Source organism: Faecalibacterium sp. An122, assembly GCF_002160895.1.
In the GTDB taxonomy this organism is placed as follows: Bacteria; Bacillota; Clostridia; order Oscillospirales; family Ruminococcaceae; genus Faecalibacterium.
Genome location: NZ_NFLL01000002.1, coordinates 98,459 through 117,296 on the forward strand (window position 1 = coordinate 98,459; position 18,838 = coordinate 117,296).

Annotated in this window: 14 protein-coding genes and 1 riboswitch; of the genes, 8 read left to right on the forward strand and 6 right to left on the reverse strand. The window is 62.9% G+C overall.

Going from position 1 to position 18,838, the window contains the following annotated elements:
• Positions 1-261: 261 nt before the first annotated feature.
• The 4 genes from B5E67_RS02455 to B5E67_RS02470 form a co-directional block, all read right to left on the reverse strand.
• A complete protein-coding gene (locus tag B5E67_RS02455) occupies positions 262-2,910 on the reverse strand; it encodes a cation-translocating P-type ATPase (protein ID WP_087382518.1) in 2,649 nt (882 codons plus the stop codon).
• Between the two features lie 508 nt (positions 2,911-3,418).
• A complete protein-coding gene (locus B5E67_RS02460) occupies positions 3,419-5,125 on the reverse strand; it encodes a DAK2 domain-containing protein (RefSeq protein WP_087382521.1) in 1,707 nt (568 codons plus the stop codon).
• A gap of 56 nt (positions 5,126-5,181) precedes the next feature.
• On the reverse strand, positions 5,182-5,532 hold the full coding sequence (locus tag B5E67_RS02465; RefSeq protein WP_087245335.1) for an Asp23/Gls24 family envelope stress response protein: 351 nt from the start codon (positions 5,530-5,532) through the stop codon (positions 5,182-5,184).
• Positions 5,533-5,584: 52 nt separating this feature from the next.
• On the reverse strand, positions 5,585-7,117 hold the full coding sequence (locus B5E67_RS02470; RefSeq protein WP_087382524.1) for an ABC transporter substrate-binding protein: 1,533 nt from the start codon (positions 7,115-7,117) through the stop codon (positions 5,585-5,587).
• A gap of 331 nt (positions 7,118-7,448) precedes the next feature.
• Between B5E67_RS02470 and B5E67_RS02475 the strand changes: the two genes are divergently transcribed.
• Positions 7,449-7,913: a CBS domain-containing protein gene (locus tag B5E67_RS02475; protein ID WP_087245339.1), complete on the forward strand. Its 465-nt coding sequence runs from the start codon at positions 7,449-7,451 to the stop codon at positions 7,911-7,913.
• 398 nt (positions 7,914-8,311) lie between these two features.
• Positions 8,312-8,384: riboswitch (Fluoride riboswitch) on the forward strand.
• A 63-nt stretch (positions 8,385-8,447) separates the two neighbouring features.
• Positions 8,448-9,656 carry a cation:proton antiporter gene (locus tag B5E67_RS02480; RefSeq protein ID WP_087382527.1) on the forward strand — a complete coding sequence of 403 codons (1,209 nt, stop codon included), beginning with the start codon at positions 8,448-8,450 and terminating at the stop codon, positions 9,654-9,656.
• Between the two features lie 44 nt (positions 9,657-9,700).
• Here B5E67_RS02480 and B5E67_RS02485 read toward each other — a convergent pair whose 3' ends face one another.
• Both B5E67_RS02485 and B5E67_RS02490 read right to left on the reverse strand, forming a co-directional pair.
• Entirely contained in the window at positions 9,701-10,384 is a 684-nt protein-coding gene (locus tag B5E67_RS02485; RefSeq protein ID WP_087382531.1) for an SDR family oxidoreductase, read from the reverse strand.
• Between the two features lie 73 nt (positions 10,385-10,457).
• Complete coding sequence (locus B5E67_RS02490; protein ID WP_087245345.1) at positions 10,458-10,847, reverse strand: hypothetical protein; 390 nt, start codon at positions 10,845-10,847, stop codon at positions 10,458-10,460.
• A gap of 246 nt (positions 10,848-11,093) precedes the next feature.
• On the opposite strand from B5E67_RS02490, the gene B5E67_RS02495 reads away from it, so the two are divergent.
• The 6 genes from B5E67_RS02495 (at position 11,094) to B5E67_RS02520 (ending at position 18,828) form a co-directional block, all read left to right on the forward strand.
• A complete protein-coding gene (locus B5E67_RS02495; protein WP_242956731.1) occupies positions 11,094-13,631 on the forward strand; it encodes a transglycosylase domain-containing protein in 2,538 nt (845 codons plus the stop codon).
• Positions 13,632-13,767: 136 nt separating this feature from the next.
• Positions 13,768-14,208, forward strand: a complete 441-nt coding sequence (locus B5E67_RS02500; RefSeq protein WP_087245347.1) for an ACT domain-containing protein — start codon at positions 13,768-13,770, stop codon at positions 14,206-14,208.
• 36 nt (positions 14,209-14,244) lie between these two features.
• Positions 14,245-15,480 (forward strand): homoserine dehydrogenase, encoded by a 1,236-nt coding sequence (locus tag B5E67_RS02505; protein ID WP_087366504.1) that lies wholly within the window; start codon positions 14,245-14,247, stop codon positions 15,478-15,480.
• A gap of 18 nt (positions 15,481-15,498) precedes the next feature.
• Positions 15,499-16,404 (forward strand): homoserine kinase, encoded by a 906-nt coding sequence (gene thrB / locus B5E67_RS02510; RefSeq protein ID WP_087245351.1) that lies wholly within the window; start codon positions 15,499-15,501, stop codon positions 16,402-16,404.
• An 83-nt stretch (positions 16,405-16,487) separates the two neighbouring features.
• Positions 16,488-17,687 (forward strand): aspartate kinase, encoded by a 1,200-nt coding sequence (locus B5E67_RS02515; RefSeq protein ID WP_087382534.1) that lies wholly within the window; start codon positions 16,488-16,490, stop codon positions 17,685-17,687.
• Between the two features lie 307 nt (positions 17,688-17,994).
• A complete protein-coding gene (locus B5E67_RS02520; RefSeq protein WP_087382537.1) occupies positions 17,995-18,828 on the forward strand; it encodes a M15 family metallopeptidase in 834 nt (277 codons plus the stop codon).
• Positions 18,829-18,838: the final 10 nt, after the last annotated feature.

Below are 18,838 nucleotides of genomic sequence, written 5' to 3' on the forward strand. Positions count from 1 at the left end.
TGCGGCCCGTGCGCCGGGCCGCGCCATTGAAGACTGGGGATCGCGGCTCGAAAGGCCGGTTTGTTCAGGAAACTGACCTGTCGAGTTACCCCATAGTATAGCAGGAAATATCCAAAAGGGAAGAGCCTTTTTTCGCTTTTCTGGAAAAAAGCGGGGTGAAAGTTTTTCGGTTTCCACATTACTGCTTTGAAAAGGGGCCTGTGCCCCCAAAGGCGGGAACACAGGCCCATTTCAAAAAGGCAGGGAGGAAAGCGCGCAGGCTCAGGCGGCCTGCTTGCTCATGCCGCGCTGGATGGCCTTGACGACCTCGACCACCGGGATGACCACGAAGGCGAGGAGCAGGGCGACCAGGTACTCCTTCCAGTCCACGGGGGTAAAGCCGAACATGTTGGCCACAAAAGGCACCTCCAGCACCACGGTGGTCAGCACCAGGCTGCCCAGCATAGCGCCCCACAGAACCTTGTTGTGGGTGTGGAGGGTAAAGACGCTCTTGCGCTGGCTGCGCATGTTGAAGCTGTGGAAGATCTCGCACATGCTCATGGTCAGGAAGGCCATGGTCATGCCGTCCTCGCTGACGCCGTGGGGCATCTCGAAGTAGCCCACTTCCATGCAGTGGCCGATGATATAGGAGGCCAGGGTGATGATCGCGATCAGCAGGCCCTGGTAGGCGATGTCGAAGCCCAGGCCGCCGGCAAAGATGCCGTCTTTCGAGTTGCGGGGCTTGCGCTTCATGATGTCGGACTCGCCCTGCTCCATGCCGAGGGCCAGAGCGGGGAAGCAGTCGGTGATCAGGTTGATGAACAGCAGGTGGACGGGGTTGAGCAGGGTGAAGCCCAGCAGGGTGGCGCAGAAGACGCCCAGCACCTCGCTCATGTTGGAGGCCAGCAGGAACTGGATGGCCTTGCGGATGTTGGCGTAGATGCGGCGGCCCTCTTCGACGGCGCCCACGATGGTGGCGAAGTTGTCGTCGGCCAGGACCATGTCGGCGACGTTCTTGGTGACGTCGGTGCCGGTGATGCCCATGCCCACGCCGATGTCGGCCGACTTGATGGAGGGCGCGTCGTTGACGCCGTCGCCGGTCATGGCGGTGATGGCGCCGTTGGCCTTCCAGGCCGTGACGATGCGCACCTTGTGCTCAGGCTGGACGCGGGCGTAGACGCCGTACTTCTTGACGGCCTCGCCGATCTCGCTGTCGGGGATTTTGTCCAGCTCAGCGCCGGTGATGGCCTGGCTGGCGTCGGTGATGATGCCCAGCTCCTTGGCGATGGCTACAGCGGTGTCCTTGTGGTCGCCGGTGATCATGACGGGGCGGATGCCGGCCTCGCGGCACTCCTGGATGGCGGGCTTGACCTCGGGACGGACCGGGTCAATCATGCCGGTCAGGCCCAGGAAGCACAGATCCTGCTCCAGATAGGCGGCGTCGTTGCTGGCGGGCTTTTCGGTCCAGTCCCGCTTGGCGGCAGCCAGAACGCGGAGAGCCTGGTCGGCCATCTCTTTGTTGGCCTTGAGGATTTCCTCCCGCTTGGCGTCGGTCATGGGCAGAACCTGGCCGTTTTCCAGATAGCTGGTGCAGCGCTTGAGGATTTCGTCGGGGGCGCCCTTGGTGTACTGGACAAAGCCCTTGGCCGAAGTGTGGACGGTACTCATCATCTTGCGGGAAGAATCAAAGGGTGCCTCGTCCACACGGGGCTCAGCGGCGGCCAGCTGGTCCTTGGGCAGGCCCTCTTTGGCGGCAAAGTTCACCAGAGCGGCCTCGGTGGGCTCGCCCTCGGCCTCGCCGGCGTCGTTCAGATGGGCGTCGTTGCACAGGGCCATGGCGGTGGCCAGGGGAGCGGTCTCGCCCAGGTGCTGAACCACCGTCATCTTGTTCTGGGTCAGGGTGCCGGTCTTATCCGAGCAGATGACCTGGGTGCAGCCCAGGGTCTCCACAGCGGTCAGCCGGCGGATGACGGCGCTGCGCTTGCTCATGTTGGTGACGCCGATGGACAGCACCACCGTCACAACGGTGGCCAGGCCCTCGGGGATGGCGGCCACGGCCAGAGACACGGCCACCATGAAGGTGGACAGCACCGAGTCCAGGGTGAAGGACCCGGCCACGATCAGGTCAAAGACAAAGATAAACAGGCAGATGCCCAGCACCAGCTTGGACAGAACGCCGCTCAGCTGCTCCAGCTGGCGCTGCAGCGGGGTCTGCTCCTGGTCGGTGTTGGCCAGAGCGCCGGCAATCTTGCCCATCTCGGTGTCCATGCCGGTGCGGGTGATGAGGGCCTTGCCGCGGCCGTAGACCACGGTAGAGCCCATATAGCACATGTTTTTACGGTCGCCCAGAGGAACGTCCTCCTGGCCCTTGGCCAGGCCCAGGGCGTCGATGATCTTGTTGACCGGGACGCTCTCGCCGGTGAGGGCGGCCTCCTCGATCTTCAGGCTGGCGCTCTCCAGAAGGCGGCCGTCTGCCGGGACGGCGTCGCCGGCCTCCAGCAGCACCACGTCGCCGGGCACCAGCTCATCGCTGTGCAGGGAAATCTGCTTGCCGTCCCGCAGCACCTTGCAGGTGGCGGCGGTCATGGTCTGCAGCGCTTCGATGGCTGCCTCGGCCTTGCTCTCCTGAAAAACGCCCAGCACTGCGTTCAGCAGCACCACGATCAGGATGATGAACACCTCTGCAAAGCTCTCGTGGGAAATAAAGTTGGTCACAGCCGACACGGCCGCCGCGATCATCAGGATGATGAGCATGGGGTCCTTCAGCTGGTCGATGAAGCGCTGGAGCAGGGTGGGCTTCTCAGCGTCCTTGAGCTTGTTGGGGCCGTATTGCTCCAGCCGGGCGGCAGCGTCGGTGCTGCTCAGGCCGTCGGGGCTGGCGTTCAGCTGCTCCATCAGCTCCTGCGGGGTTTGTACATACTCCTGTTTCATTCTCGATATTCTCCCTCCTGGGGTGGATCGGAAAACGCATCCACACTGTCTCATTCTGCCCCAAAGTGCATCTGCCGCGCTGCGGCTGCCTTTTTTGGAAGAAGGATTCCATGTGTTTGCATTCTCAGACCCGCCCTGATTGTGCGCATGGGGGCCGCCCCGGGGCGCTGCGCCGCAGCAGCGGGCAGCCCGGGACCGTCGGTTTTTCAGAAAACAAAAAGACCCCTGCACTGGATCGGTTTCCGGTGCATGAGTCTCATTCTGATCAAAGCTGCCCGAACTCATTCACAGATGAGTCGTCCTGACGGGCTGGCCTCGCGTTTTCACGCGGAATTACTCCCTCATGTGTACATGATTATAGAGGATGAGGGAAGATTTGTCAATAAGCAAACCCGTTTCTTTGTAAAACAGGCAAGCGCCCGGGCCCGCCGCATTCCCATGCCCGCGGGCCCGGAGGCCTGTCCCATAGACAGCCTCCGGCACCGGTCAGGGGGCATACAGCTGCGTCTTACTCGACGCTGATCATATAATAGTAGACAGGCTGGCCGCCGCGGATGTGGCTGACTTCCACATGGCTGGGGCACTTGGCCTTGACGATTTCGGTGGTGCGCTCGGCGTCCTCATCACTGACGTCGCAGCCCGAGATGATGGTCACAAAGCTGGAATCCTTCTTGCACATGCTGCGGGCCAGACGGTAGGTGGCCTTGGTCAGGTCGCTGGAAGTGGCCACAATCTTGCCGTTCTCCAGGGACATGATGTCGCCCTTGCGGATGCGGCGGCCGTCGTACTCGCTGTCGCGGGCGGCGTAGGTGATGAGGCCGGTGGAGACGTTGTCGGCGGCCTTCATCATGTTGATGGTGTTGGTCTCCACCGAGGCGGTGGGATCAAAGTTCAGCATGGCGGTGATGCCCATGGGGATGGTGCGGGTGGGCAGGACCACCACACGGCGGTCGGCCAGCTTTTCAGCCTGCTCGGCGGCCATGATGATGTTCTTGTTGTTGGGCAGCACAAAGACGGTCTTGGCCGGCACGCTCTGGACGGCAGCCAGGATGTCCTCGGTGGCGGGGTTCATGGTCTGGCCGCCCGACACCACGGCATCCACCGACAGGTCGGCAAAGACGGCCTTCAGGCCCTCGCCGGCGGCCACGGCCACAAAGCCATAGTCACGGCTGGGATCTACGGCTGCGTAGACGAACTCGCTGGCGATGGCGTCGGAAGCGCGCTGCTTCTGCTCGGCCTCGGCCTGCTTCTCCAGGCTCTTGCCCTGCTTCTGGCGGGCCAGGAACTGCTCGTGCATGTTCTCGATCTTGAAGTTGGTCAGGTAGCCGTACTTGATGGCCTCGGTGAGGATCTTGCCGGGGTCGGCGGTGTGGACGTGCAGGTTGATGACATCGTCATCCTCGATGCAGACCACGCTGTCGCCGTTGGACTCGGCAAAGGCGCGCATCTTGGCGGCGCTGGCACCGTCGTCCTTGTGGATCAGGAACTGGGTGCAGTAGCCGTTCTTGATGTCCTCCACCTTCATCAGGTCGTCGGTAAAGACGCCGCGGCCGGCGTTGGCGGTGGACAGCTTGGCCTTGTGCTGGGTCTCCTCGGCGGGAGGAATGATGTCCTCGCCGTGGAACACCTTGCCCATGCCCTCAAAGATAATCATGATGCCCTGGCCCCCTGCGTCCACGACGCCGGCCTTCTTCAGGACGGGCAGCAGGTTGGGGGTGTCCTCCAGGGCGCGCTGGCCGGCAGCCAGCACCAGATCCCACAGCTCGGCCACATCGGCGATCTTGCTGGCCTTGGCCTCCTCGGAGGCGATGCGGGCCACCGTCAGGATGGTGCCCTCGGTGGGCTTCATGACGGCCTTGTAGGCGGCCTCCACGCCCTTCTCCAGAGCCAGGACCAGATCGTCGGCGCCGGCCTCCTTCTTGCCCTCCAGGGCCTTGGAGAAGCCGCGGAACAGCAGGCTGGTGATGACGCCCGAGTTGCCGCGGGCGCCCCGCAGCATGGCGGAAGCGGCGGTCTTGGCGGCCTCGCCCACGGTGCAGTCAGCGCCCAGAGCTTCCAGCTCGCGGACGGCAGCGCCCACCGTCATGCCCATGTTGGTGCCGGTGTCGCCGTCGGGCACGGGGAAGACGTTCAGCTCGTCCACGCGGGAGCGCTGGTTGTTGATGTTGTTTGCGCCTGAAATGATGGCGTCACGCAGAATTTTACCACTAATCATTGCTTTTTACTCCTTGTCAGCCCACGGGCGCGCCCGGGGAGTTGTGTTTGGTCAGATCAGGCAATCACGTCGTCCACCGACACGATCACGCGGGCCACGCGCAGGCCGGTGGCATGCTCCACTTCATCCTGCACGCGATGGGTAATGCTCTGGGCTGCGGTGGAAATGTTCAGCCCATAGCCGACAGCGATGTGGATCTCGATGACCAGACGGCCATTCTCAGGGGTGACACGGACGCCCTTCTCGGCGAAATCCTCGCCGCGCACCAGGCTTTTGACCGTGTCGGCCACCCCGCGGGGCGCCATAGCGGCCACGCCGTAGCAGCTCTTGGCGGCTTCGCCTACCAGCGTCGAGAAGTACTCGGCGGAAAAGCGGACATCGCCCAAGGGAAAATGCGTAGTGATCATAATCGCTCTGCTCCTTCTTATTAAAATTTGAATTTAATAAAGCGTTTTGCGCTTACTCTGCAATGGAAAGGCTGGCCAGCGAATAATACAAATCGCTGACGCTGGACACCACGCCGCTGGTGCGTCGGTTGGAAACGGTGACCCCGCCCCTCCACAGCAGAGGAATATAGGGCATCTGTTCGGCGAAAAGACTCTCGAATGCACCGGCCGTGGAGCTGTCGGCCCGCATCAGGTTGTAGGCGTCCAGCAGCTGCTGGGTGACGGCCAGACCATAGCGGGCGCTGCCGCTCCAGAACGGCGAGAGGTCAATATTATTATACAACTTCATTTCACCGATGTACAGTTCAAATTCGCGGCTCTGAATCATCTGCAGATACGCGTTGAAATCCTCGGCCTGGGTGAGGGTGACTTCGATGCCCGCCTCGGCCCATTGCTGCTGCAGCAGACGGGCCGCATAGATCCGGTCGGCCGAGCTGCCGCACACCAGAATACTGACGCTGGCCCGCTGTCCAGCGGCGTTCTGGTAGTAGCCGGAGGCCTCGTCCAGGGTGTAGCCCAGGGCCGCCATGGCGGCGGGCAGGGCGTTGGGATCGGACTCAGCCGAGATGACCTGCTGGCCCCGGGCACACTCATACAGCCCGTTGAGGGCGCCGGTGGCGGGGGTGGCGCTGGCGTAGCGGTCGGCCAGGTCCTGGCGGGACAGGGCAGTGCTCAGCAGGACGCGGCCCTGGCTGGTGGAGCACAGGGGATTGTCCGCCGAGCCGTTCACCCCCAGGAACAACAGGGTGTTGGTGCGGAAATAGCTCTCAGAGGTGGCCACCGCCGAGGAGGCGCTCTCCTCCGCCAGATAAAAGCTGATCTGGCCCATGGCCAGCTGGGAGACCAGTTCGGCGTAGTCGCTGACAGGGGTCAGCCAGATGGTGTCGGGCCCTTCCTCCGGGAAAGGCGCCCGGGGATTGGGGGTGAGGGTGTTTTCCTCTGCCCCATAGGTGTAGCGCCCGCTGGGGGTGGGCTGGGGGGAGGCCACCTCGGCTGCCTTCAGGATGGGCAGATCCAGCAGATAGCCAAACAGGCTGTCGGGGGAGGCCAGGGTCAGCACAACGGTGTCGCTGCCCACGGCCTGGGCGTCGGTGAGGTTGGCCAGCCGTCCGGCATAAAAGCCGCTGGCCTTGGCGGCCAGAAGGCTGGCGGCTACGTCATCGGCGGTGATGGGAACCCCGTCGGCAAAGGTGTAGCCGCTGCGCAGCCGGATGGTGACGGTGGTGCCGGTGGACACCACCGACTCGGCCAGCCGCATTTCCAGCTCCATCCGGGGGGAGATGCGGACCAGCTTTTCAAAAACCAGCCCCGCCACCTGTTCGGTGAGGGTGTTGGTGTTCAGGTAAGGGTTATAGTTGCCCTCGCTCACCGCAATGGCGAAGCGGGCCGGCTGACTCTGGCTGGCGCCGGACCCGTCCGTCCCCGAGGCTGCGCTCTCTGCCTCCGACGAGGAGGGCTGCAGGACGGCAGGTCGGGAACAACTGGCCAGCACCAGACAGGCCAGCACCGCCGCTGTGCCGCGGCGGACGAAGGAAAACAGGTGCATGGGCTTTCCGGCCTCCTTTGGCAAGATTCGGCGCAGAGGTCTGCTATACTGAACAGGTGAGCAGACGGCGCGCCCAGGGATAACTTTAGTATAGCACAAAACCGCAGCTTGTGCATGGATTTGGCATGGATTTTCGAAAAAGTTGAAGGGCAGTTGTGAATAAAATCTAAAAAATCTGTGCGGAACTTTATTTTGCTGTGCGAAAGTGCTAAAATAGGAAGGAGAAAGGGGGCGGACGCCATGGACGGAACCCCCCTGTGGCCATGCGCCGCAGACAGACTTTATTCAGACCCGGCCAACCGACAATTATACAAGCAGGAGCTTCATCGAAATGAATATTTTGTTTTTCCTGTCCCCCAAACAGGACCTGATGTACGTTTACGACGACTTCACCCTCCGGCAGACCCTGGAGAAGTGGGAGAACAACCGCTATGCATCCATTCCCATCCTGAACCGGAAAGGGGAATATGTGGGCACCCTTACCGAGGGAGATTTGCTGTGGGGGATCAAGCGGTACCACGGCCTGGACATTGAGGGGGCCGAGGATATCCCCATCAGCAGCTTTGAGCGCAAGAGGGATTACCTGCCGGTGACGGTCAACACCAGCATGGACCAGCTGATTGAGGCCGCCATGAACCAGAACTTTGTGCCGGTGGTGGATGACCGGGGCGTGTTCATCGGGATTGTCCGCCGCCAGGCCATCATCCGCTATTGCTACGACAAATCCCGCCGGTGCGAACAGGCAAACAGCCCGGACCAGAACGCCGGCATGGCGGTCTGCACCGCCCGCAACTGAACAAGATCGCTTCACCCCTGCCGCCCGGCGGGGGTTTTTTTCTGCCCCCGGAGGGTCCATCCCATCAAATTTTGCGCCAAAAGCCGCAGAAAAAACTTGAAAGTACAGTTTATAGGGCTTTTGTTCTGGTATTCTCTTGTCAGGACGAGGGAGGGAACCCTCCCCGAAACATCCGACAGAGAGGAGAGACAGAAGATGAGCGAAATCGAGATCCGGTATGTGGGCGGACATGTGGAGGTATACAGCAGAAATGGGGCGTTCCTCTTCTCTGCCGACAACCTGCGGGAGGCCATGGAGGAGCTGCAGAGCTGAAAAAAGTCCTTTACAAACCGGCAGCGGGGGTGTATAATCTCCCGCGGAGACGTCCCCGCCGGCCCGTTCCGGGCCCGCAGATGGGGCGTGCGCCGGGGAATGAAGTTCTCCCCAGGGCAACCTGAACCGCTTGAACAAGCTGATGACTTCTGTGATTGCAAGGTCGCAGAAGGCATCGGCTTTTTTGCGTCCTGTCCCGATTCGATAGGAGGAAACGATTTTATGCTCACATCTCTGGCGTTCATTTTCCTGGTGGGGCTGGCTTTGGCGGCGCTGTGCCAGCGTCTGCACCTGCCCCGCATCATCGGGATGCTGTTCACCGGCATCCTGCTGGGTCCCTATGTGCTGAACGTGCTGGACCCGTCCATCCTGTCCATCTCGGCCGACCTGCGGCAGATGGCTCTGATTATCATTCTGCTCAAGGCGGGCCTGTCCCTGGACCTGGCCGACCTGAAAAAGGTGGGCCGGCCGGCGGTGATGATGGCCTGCGTCCCGGCCAGCTTTGAGATTTTGGCCTTCTTTCTGCTGGCCCCGGCCATTCTGGGGGTGAACCGCATCGAGGCCGCCGTCATGGGCGCGGTGCTGGGCGCGGTGTCCCCGGCGGTGGTGGTGCCCCGGATGGTCCAGCTGATGGACAGCCGCTACGGCACCGGCAAGAGCATCCCTCAGATGGTGCTGGCGGGAGCTTCCTGCGACGACATCTATGTGATCGTCCTCTTTTCCTCCTTTGTGAGCATGGCCCAGGGCGGCGCGGCCCATGTGATGGACTTTGTGAATATTCCGGTGTCCATTGTGCTGGGGGTGCTGCTGGGCGCTGCGGCGGGCTGGCTGCTGAGCCAGTTCTTTGAGACCGCTTACGCCCACAAGCACTATGTCCGCAACAGCATGAAGGTGATTGTGGTGCTGGGGGTGTCCTTTTTGCTGATGGCGGTGGAGACCTGGCTGGAGGGGATTGTGTCGGTGTCGGGCCTGCTGGCGGTGGTCAGCATGGCCTGTGTCCTGAAAATCCGCAGCACCAGCTTTGTGTCCAAGCGCCTGAGCGAAAAATTCGGCAAGCTGTGGCTGGCCGCTGAGGTGATCCTGTTCGTCCTGGTGGGCGCGTCGGTGGATATCCGCTACACCCTCACCGCCGGACCTGCCGCCGTTCGGATGATTCTGGCGGCGCTGGCCTTCCGGTCGGTGGGCGTGGCCCTCTGCGTGGCCGGCACCCAGCTGACCTGGAAAGAGCGGCTGTTCTGCATGATCGCCTACCTGCCCAAGGCCACCGTCCAGGCGGCCATCGGCTCGGTGCCCCTGGCCATGGGCCTGCCCTGCGGTCAGATGGTGCTGTCGGTGGCGGTGCTGGCCATCCTCATCACCGCCCCGCTGGGCGCTCTGGGGATGGACCTGACCTACAGGAAACTCCTGACCAGAGAACCCGAGACAACTTGAAAAAAGCCCCGGCAGCTGGATGGCGCCGGGGCTCTTTTTTGAGGTTACAGGGTGCCCACCGGCAGGGTGACGCCGTTGATCTTGGCGGCGTCCTGGCTCAGCAGGAACAGGATGGCCGGCACCACATCGGCGGGGCTGACGGGGCCGGGCTCCCCGGTCTCGGTCTGGAACGGCCCGGCCTGGACGCAGTTGACGGTGAGGCCGGCGGAGGCGTACTCGTCCGCCAGAGAACGGGCCAGGCCGGTGAGGGCGTTCTGGACCACCGAGGCGGAAGCGGTCTGCCCGGCGGGAACGCCCGGCAGGGCGCCGCTCAGCTGGAACAGCACCCGGCCGGCGCCGGCGGCAGCCATCCGGGGCAGGAAGGTCTTGCACAGCAGCAGGGCGCTGTCCAGCTGGACAGCCCGCTCCTCGGCAAAACGCTCCTCGTCAAAGCAGGCGTAAGCGGCGGGAATGGTCCGCAGCCCGGCCAGATGAATCAGATGGGTGGGGGCGGGGTAGGTATCGGTCAGATCGCTGAGGAATGCCCGTACCGCCAGCGGCTGGGTGAAATCCACGTCGTAGGGGCGGATGAAGCCGGGGCGGGCCTGGCACAGCCCCGCCAGCCGGGAGAGATCGCCGCAGCCCTGGGCCAGGATCAGATCTCCTTCCGCCAGAGTGGACAACAGCCGCTCCATCAGGGCCAGGCCCAGGGGAGAGGTGGCGCCGGTTATCAAATAAATGTTGGACATAAAAAGCCCTCCTGGTAAGTTACAAAATTCTTACAAGTCAGTATACCCTAACAGGCGGGCCGCTGTCAACCGTTCAGGCGCCCAGATCTTCCAGCAGGGTCTCCAGCTCCTGGCGGCTCCAGACCAGATACCCCGCCTTGAACCGCAGCGCGTCCTGTTCGGGCAGCAGGTTGACGTAGATGTCGGTCAGCTCCAGCCGCTGGCGGGGAGTGCCGTCGGCGGTGCAGCTGTACACCGCCAGCCGCCCGCCCTCGTCGCAGAGATAGTAGCCCTCCTGCTGGGTTTCCTGGGGCACGTCCGCCAGGGAGTTGCCCGCCCGCAGGCTGGGGGTGCTGCTGGAGGAGGACGAGCTGGGGGAAACCGAAGAAGCGGACCGGGGCGGCATGGTGGCCATCCAGTACAGGCTGAAGACGATGGTGAAGGCACACAGGCCATAATAGAGATAATACCAAAGTTTACGCATAAAAGCCGGGCTCCTTTCGGCGATAGTATGGGCAAAAGGGGCCCATTTCACACAATAGATGCCAAATTTCACAGCGGGGTGCTGTACTTTCACCGGATAAGTGTGTTATAATAACACGCAGGACTGTGCGCCGCCAGGCATGGACGGCGGCCGCAGAAAACGCCGAAGATCATCCCTCTGCCGCCGGGCGGCAGACGGGGAACAGATAACCGGAACAATCCGGATAAGGAGGCAATTTGCATCGCTATGAATGAAATGAGGCGCATTCACCGCAGCGACAGCACGGGCAGCGGCAGCCACAGCGCCGCGTCGGGCTCGGGCCGCCGGGTGGTCAACACCACCCACAGCCGCAAAGAGTCTGCACAATCCGCGCCGTCGGGCAGCGGGCGGCCCCCCCGTGAGCCGGGTGACCCCCAGCGGGGCCGCGGGCCCAAAAAGCAAAAGAAAGGCCATCCCATCCTGCGGGGTGTGATGCGGGTCATCGCCACCCTGTTCTGCCTGGGCATCATGGCCGGGTGTGCCCTGGCGGTCTGCCTGGTCTTTTATGTGGTGCAGGCCACCGCCAACGACGGCGACCTGCTCAACCTGGACAACATCGAGCTGAGCCAGTCCAGCGTGGTGATGGCCACCGACCCCGATACCGGGGAACAGATCGAGTACGCCACCCTGCGCTCCAGCAACAGCCACCGGATGTGGGTGGATCTGGAACAGATCCCCACCTACCTCCAGTACGCCTTCATCTGCACCGAGGACAAGGACTTCTACAGTGAGCCCGGCTTCAACCTCAAGCGGACGGTGGGCGCCATGATCAACGAGTATATCATCCCCATCTACAGCTCCAAACAGGGCGCGTCCACCATCGAGCAGCAGCTCATCAAGAACCTGACCGATGATGACAGCGCCAGCGGCATCGAGGGCGCCCTGCGCAAGGTGCGCGAGATTTACCGCGCCTATACCCTCTACCGAAACTACTCCAAGGAGACCATTCTGGAGGCGTACCTCAACACCATCAGCTTCACCGGCACCATCCAGGGCGTCCAGACGGCGGCTCTGGAATATTTCAACAAGGATGTCAGCCAGCTGACTCTGTGGGAGTGCGCCACCATCGCCTCCATCACCAAGAACCCCACCAACTACAACCCCTACACCAACCCCGAGAACCTGATCAACCGCCGGAATTTCATCCTTTATAATATGTGGGATCAGGGGGTCATCTCGGAGGACGTCTACCGCGAGGCCATCGCCCAGCCCCTGGTGCTGGCGGAGGAGGACGCCTCCAAGACCACAGCCACCAACAACTCCTACTTCACCGACGCCCTGTTTGAGGAAGTGGTGGAGGACATCATGGAGAAGGAGGGCATCACCGAGGCGGCCGCCCAGCAGATGCTGTACACCGGCGGTTTCACCATCGAGGCCACCGTCAATCCCAAGATCCAGACCCAGATGGAAGAGCTGATGCTCAACACTGGCGACGCCTACTTCCCGGCGGGCTGGCATGAGGAGCCGGTGTCCTCCCTGTCGGAGGACGACACCCCCGTCTACAACGCCGACGGCACCCTCAAGACCACCACCGCCGAGGACGGCACCGTCACCTACTACCGCAACGTCCGCACCCAGGCGGCCATGGTTATGCTGGATTACGACGGCAACGTGGTGGCCATGGTGGGCGGCCTGGGCGAAAAGACCCGGGACCTGACCCTGAACCGCGCCTACAGCGTCACCCGCCAGACCGGTTCGTCCATCAAGCCCATCGGCGCCTACGCCCTGGGCATCGAGTATGGCCTGGTCAACTGGTCCACCATGCTCAACAACTCGCCCCTCTACCTCAAGAGCGACATGGTCATCCGTGACGACGACTACTGCCGCCGGAACGGCCTGTCCGGCCTGTCCGACCAGGCTCTGCGGGCTTACCCCAACGCATGGCGCAGCTGGCCCCAGAACTACGGCGGCAACTACGGCGACAACCAGGATGTTCCCCTGTGGAACGGTCTGGCCCGCTCCCTGAACACCATCGCCGTCCGTGTGGGCGACCTGGTGGGCGCCAGCACCATCTTCAACTTCGTCTATAACACCCTCCAGCTGGATACCCTGGACCCGGTCAACGACGTCGGCCTGGCCCCCATGGTCATGGGCAGCCAGACCCACGGCGTCACGCCGCTGGCTCTGGCGGCGGCCTTCCAGATCTTCTACGACGGCCAGTACACCACACCGCACCTGTACAGCCGGGTTCTGGACCGGGACGGCAACATCTATCTGGAGAACAACGCCACCAGCTACCAGGCTCTGACCCCCCAGACCGCCACCATCATGAACCAGCTGCTGCAGAACGTCCTGTACAGCAGCGTCGGTACCGCAGCCGGCCGCTATCCCACCACCGGCGGAATGCGCTCCTTCGGTAAGACCGGTACCACCACCGATGAAAAGGACCTGTGGTTTGTGGGCGGCACCCCCTACTACGTCACCGCCGTCTGGTGGGGCTATGACTCCCCCTACGACATGACCAAGACCCTGGGCAGCCAGGCCAAGACCCGCACCTGCGTCGAGGCCTGGAAGGCGCTCATGAACGAGGTCCAGGAAGGCTACGCCTACAAGGAATTCCCGGTGGCCGACGGCGTGGTCCAGCGGTCCTACTGCACCCAGAGCGGCCTGCTGGCCGCTTCGGGCTGTCCCAGCACCGCGGTCGGTTACTACAAGGCCGATGACCTGCCCGCCACCTGCAACTACGACCACAGCGGCGGCGTCGTGCCTGCATCGGTGGACACCGAGGGCGTGGATACCGACTGATTCGGGGCAATTCGGACACCTAAACCGTGTTCACTCAAGTGAAAACTGGCGATTCTGCCAAAAACGCATCCGTCCTCTTGCATTGCAGGGGGGCGGATGCTATTATATTTCCTGCAAGAACAGTTGTGCTTGAGAGGTGAACAGATTGGAGCGCCGATTTTATCTTGTAGACGCGCAGGTGCTGCCGGAGGTTTTTCTGAAGGTGATCCGCGCCAAAGAGTTGCTGGCCAGCGGCCAGGCCCGGAATATTTCCGCGGCCACCCGCAGCGTGGGGCTATCCCGCAGCGCATTTTATAAGTACAAAGACTGCATTTTCGACTCAGAGAACGGGCGGGAGCTCATCACCGTGATGGCCACCCTCCGGGACGAGACCGGTGCTCTGCAGAGCCTGCTGGCCGGCATCAGCAGCGCCGGGGCCAGCATCGTCACCATCAACCAGGCCACCCCCGAGAACGGGACGGCCCAGGTGGCGGTGACCATCCGCACCGACACCATGCAGATGACCCCCGACGAGCTGGCCGCCATGCTGGGCCGCCAGAGCACCGTGGTCGGGGTCCGGCTGGGCTACGACGTCTGAGCCGCAAAACAGAAGGATAGGAGCGAGGGCAAGACTATGGCTAAGATTGCAATTTTAGGGTTCGGCACTGTGGGCAGCGGCGTGTATGAGGTTTTGAACCGCAACGCCGCCAGCGTGGCCCGCCGGGCCGGCGAGCCGGTGGAGGTCAAGTACATTCTGGATGTGCGGGATTTCTCGGACCGTCCCGACGCGGCCCTGTTTGTCAAGAACATCGACGTCATTCTGGCAGACCCCGAGGTCAAGGTGGTGGTGGAAACCATCGGCGGCACCCGCTTCGCCTATCCCTATGTGAAGCAGGCCCTGGAGAGCGGCCGCAGCGTCTGTACCTCCAACAAGGAGATGGTGGCCACCTATGGCGCCGAGCTGCTGGCCCTGGCCAAGAGCCATAACTGCGCCTTCCTGTTTGAGGCTTCGGTGGGCGGCGGCACCCCCATCATCACCCCCATGCACCAGTGCCTGGCCGCCAACGTCATCACCGAGGTGGAGGGCATCGTCAACGGCACCACCAACTTTATGCTCACCAAGATGGCCCGGGAGAATATGGGCTTTGATGAGGCCCTCAAGATCGCCCAGCAGCTGGGCTATGCCGAGACCAAGGACCCCAGCGACGACGTGGACGGCCGCGACGCCTGCCGCAAGATCGCGATTCTGTCCTCGCTGGTCTGCGGGCATCACGTCTACCCCCAGAACATCCCCACCCGCGGCATCCGTGACGTGACGGTGGAGGATATCCAGGCCGCCGACAAGCTGGGCTGCGTCATCAAGCTCATCGCCTGGATGAAGCTGCTGCCCGGCGGCGGTGTGGCCGCCGGCGTGGAGCCCTGCCTGGTGCCCAAGGTCAACCAGCTGGCCGGCGTGGACGACGTGTTCAACGCCGTCAAGGTCAAGGGCGATATGCTGGGCGACGTGGTCTTTTACGGCAAGGGCGCCGGCAAGCTTCCTACCGCCAGCGCGGTGGTGGCCGACGTGGTGGACGCCCTGAAACACGGGGTCCAGATGCACGACAGCCTTTTCTGGCAGCCCGCCCAGCCGGCGGAGGGGATGCTCACCGACCCCGCCCCCGCGGCATACTATGTGCGTGTGGAGGGGGCCGCGCCGGCGGTGGTGGAAGCCATTTACGGCAAGGGCCGTCTGGTGGCGGAACACTTCGACGGCTGCGCCTACCTGGTTGAGAAGGCGGACGCCTCCGCCCTGGAGGAAGCAGCCCGGAAGATCGGCGCCGTGGGCGGCAGCGTCAAGCTGGTGCTCCGCCGCCTGCCCGAGGAAGAATAAAGAGGGGAGAGACGGAAGATGAAAATTAAGGTATCCGTCCCGGCCACCAGCGCCAACGTGGGCTCGGGCTTCGACGCCCTGGGCCTGGCCGTGACCCTGTACAATACCGCAACCTTTGAGGAGAGCGACAAACTGGATATTTCGGCGGCAGACGGCACCCGCATCCCCCGCAACGAGTCCAACCTGATCTATCGCTCGGCCAAGAGCCTGTTTGACCGGGTGGGCAAAAAGATGCCGCCCCTCAAGATCGTCCAGACCAACCCCATCCCCATGGCCCGGGGCCTGGGCTCCTCGTCGGCCTGCATCATCGCGGGCCTGCTGGGCGCCAACCGGATGCTGGGGGATGTGCTCAACACCCAGGAACTGCTGACCCTGGCCACCGCCATCGAGGGCCACCCCGACAACGTGGCCCCGGCTCTGCTGGGCGGCCTGACCTCCAGCGTCTTTGAGGATGGGCAGGTCTATTCGGTCAAGCGGGATGTGGACCCCAGCCTCTGCTTTGCGGCCATCGTGCCCGACTACAAGCTGCTGACCGAGGCGGCCCGGGCGGCTCTGCCGGCCCAGGTGCCCCACAAGGATGCGGTCTATAACCTGTCCCGGGCGGCGCTGCTGCCGGCGGCCTTCTGCGACGGGCGGCACGATCTGCTCCCCATCGCCACCGGCGACCGCCTCCACCAGCCCTACCGCATCCCCCTGATGCCGGGGTCCAAAGAGGTCTTTGCCCTGGCCAAAGAGTGCGGAGCTCTGGCTGTTTATGTCTCGGGCGCAGGCAGCACCGTCATGGCGGTGGCCGAGCGCAGCGGGGCGGAGAAGTTCTACGCCGGTCTGGAGCAGGGCCTGGAGGCTCTGGAAGGGCTGGACGGATGTGAAGCATTTACACTGCTGCGCCTGGACGCGGACAACACCGGCGCGACAGTTGAATGACAGAGGGAAAAGGGAAGAACCAAAACCATTTGGGGATGAACGCCCACTGTTGACAGAGGAAGAAAAAGAGGAGAGTGACAAGTATGGCGTTGATCGTACAAAAGTTCGGCGGCTCATCGGTCCGTGACCGCGAGCGTATTTTCAACGTGGCGCGCATTGTGGCCAACACCCACAACGCAGGCAACGACGTGGTGGTTGTGGTGTCCGCCCAGGGCGACACCACCGACGACCTGATCGCAAAGGCGGCAGAGATTACCCATAATCCCTCCGCCCGTGAGATGGATATGCTGATGGCCTCGGGCGAACAGATCAGCATCGCCCTGCTGGCCATGGCGCTGAATGAGATCGGCTGCCACGCCACCAGCCTCACCGGCTGGCAGGCAGGCTTCCGCACCGACCGTGCCTACACCAAGGCCCGCATCAAGCGGATGGATACCGAGCGGATCACCTCGGAGCTGGAGCGCAACCGCGTGGTGGTTGTGGCCGGCTTCCAGGGTCTGAACAAGCTGGATGACATCACCACCCTGGGCCGCGGCGGCTCGGATACCAGCGCAGTGGCCATTGCAGCGGCCCTGCACGCCGACCGGTGCCAGATCTTCACCGATGTGGAGGGCGTCTACACCGCCGACCCCCGCAAGGTGCGCAACGCCCGCAAGCTGCCTGAGATCACCTTTGACGAGATGCTGGAGCTGGCCAGCCTGGGCGCTCAGGTGCTGAACAACCGCAGCGTGGAGCTTGCCAAGAAATACAATGTCGAGCTGGAGGTCCTCTCCAGTCTGAACCCGGTGCCGGGCACAGTGGTTAAGGAGGTTGCAAAAGAAATGGAAGGTATGCTGATTAAGGGTGTTGCAAAAGACACCGATGTGGCCGTTATCACCATCATGAACGTCCCCGACGAACCCGGCATGAGCTTTAAGATCTTCGGCATGCTGGCCCAGAAGAAGGTCAACGTGGACATCATCCTGCAGTCCACCGGCCGCGGCGGCAAGAAGGACATCATCTTCACCTGCTCCCAGGGCGATGCCCCCATTGCGGTCCGCGCTCTGAAGGAGAGCGGCAAGTTCTCTGAGGTCAGCTGCGACAACAGCTACGCCAAGGTGTCCATCGTGGGCGCCGGCATGCAGAGCCACAGCGGTGTGGCCGCCAGCATGTTCGAGGCCCTGTCCAACAGTAACATCAACATCCACATGATCTCCACCAGTGAGATCAAGATTTCCTGCATCATCGACAAGGATGAGGCCGACCGCGCTGTCAGCGCTATCCACGACAGCCTGTTCCACTGATTCCGCCGCTTTTGCAGAAAACCCCGCGAAGGGGCAGAAAATGAGCGTCTTTTACGGCAGATTGTGCGCCTGGCCAGCGGCCAAGTACACGGTCTGCCGTAAAATTTTGCTTTTTTGCAGGGGAAACCCAGCCCGGCCCCCGGCGGGGCGGGGCTGGGGACGCAGGCCGCTTTTGCCGCGCTGTGACACAATTTTTTAACTTTTTTCATCGTTTACAGACCGACACAAAAGCGGTATACTAACATCCGAGCTCTGCGGGGGCCCGTCCCCCGGCCCGGAGCGCGGACTACCAAACGATGGAGCAATCATGGAACAGAAACAACGACCCCCGGCAGGAACCGCCGGCAGGTCCCGCCTGACGCGGGAACAGTGGCTGGCGCGCCGCCGTCGCCGCCGCATCCGGCTGATCCGCAACTGGATTCTTTTTTTGTCGGCCTGCGCCGTCCTGGTGGGGCTGATGACCGGCGTGATTCTCTGGGCCCTGCCCCAGATCAGCGGCATGCTGGGCAAGCATCAGGAATTCACCGCCCCCACCTACGATTTGTCGGGCTATGTCTTTGACCCCGACGACCCCTATCTGGTTCTGGTGAACAACAACCTTCCCCTGGAACAGACCGAGGCCCCCATTCTGGAGGTGGCCGACGAGTCCACCGGCCAGCAGCTGGAACAGCAGGCCGCCGCTGCCTGGAAGGCCATGGCGGCCGCCGCTCGGGAAGTGGGGATTGAGCTCACCCTGACCGAGGGCTACCAGACCCCCGAGCGCCAGCAGGAGGCCTTTGACGCCCGCAAACAGACCTATCTTCAGGAAGGAAAGAGCGAGGAGGAGGCCGACGCCCGCGCGGCGGCCATCGTGCCCCGGCCCGGCTGCAATGAGAGCGGCACCGGCCTGGCGGCAGATATCACCTCGGCGGATTACCCCGCCCTGGACACCGGCTTCGCCGACACCGACGCTTTCCGCTGGCTGAAAGCCTACGCCGCCGACTATGGCTTCATCCTCCGCTGGCCGGAGGACTGCCAGGCCGTCACCGGCATGGTGTATCAGCCCTGGCACTGGCGCTATGTGGGTGTGGACAACGCCCGCGCCATCGCCGCCAGCGGCCTGTCCCTGGAGGAATTTGTGGCGGTGCATCAGCTCAGCTGAGCCCGCACCT

Coding starts and splice junctions, on each gene's coding strand:
- B5E67_RS02485 (WP_087382531.1), bottom strand. CDS start 10,384: ATGTCCAACATTTATTTGATAACCGGCGCCACCTCTCCCCTGGGCCTG.
- B5E67_RS02470 (WP_087382524.1), bottom strand. CDS start 7,117: ATGCACCTGTTTTCCTTCGTCCGCCGCGGCACAGCGGCGGTGCTGGCC.
- B5E67_RS02460 (WP_087382521.1), bottom strand. CDS start 5,125: ATGATTAGTGGTAAAATTCTGCGTGACGCCATCATTTCAGGCGCAAAC.
- B5E67_RS02495 (WP_242956731.1), top strand. CDS start 11,094: ATGAATGAAATGAGGCGCATTCACCGCAGCGACAGCACGGGCAGCGGC.
- B5E67_RS02520 (WP_087382537.1), top strand. CDS start 17,995: ATGGAACAGAAACAACGACCCCCGGCAGGAACCGCCGGCAGGTCCCGC.
- B5E67_RS02465 (WP_087245335.1), bottom strand. CDS start 5,532: ATGATCACTACGCATTTTCCCTTGGGCGATGTCCGCTTTTCCGCCGAG.
- thrB (WP_087245351.1), top strand. CDS start 15,499: ATGAAAATTAAGGTATCCGTCCCGGCCACCAGCGCCAACGTGGGCTCG.
- B5E67_RS02475 (WP_087245339.1), top strand. CDS start 7,449: ATGAATATTTTGTTTTTCCTGTCCCCCAAACAGGACCTGATGTACGTT.
- B5E67_RS02505 (WP_087366504.1), top strand. CDS start 14,245: ATGGCTAAGATTGCAATTTTAGGGTTCGGCACTGTGGGCAGCGGCGTG.
- B5E67_RS02490 (WP_087245345.1), bottom strand. CDS start 10,847: ATGCGTAAACTTTGGTATTATCTCTATTATGGCCTGTGTGCCTTCACC.
- B5E67_RS02515 (WP_087382534.1), top strand. CDS start 16,488: ATGGCGTTGATCGTACAAAAGTTCGGCGGCTCATCGGTCCGTGACCGC.
- B5E67_RS02480 (WP_087382527.1), top strand. CDS start 8,448: ATGCTCACATCTCTGGCGTTCATTTTCCTGGTGGGGCTGGCTTTGGCG.
- B5E67_RS02455 (WP_087382518.1), bottom strand. CDS start 2,910: ATGAAACAGGAGTATGTACAAACCCCGCAGGAGCTGATGGAGCAGCTG.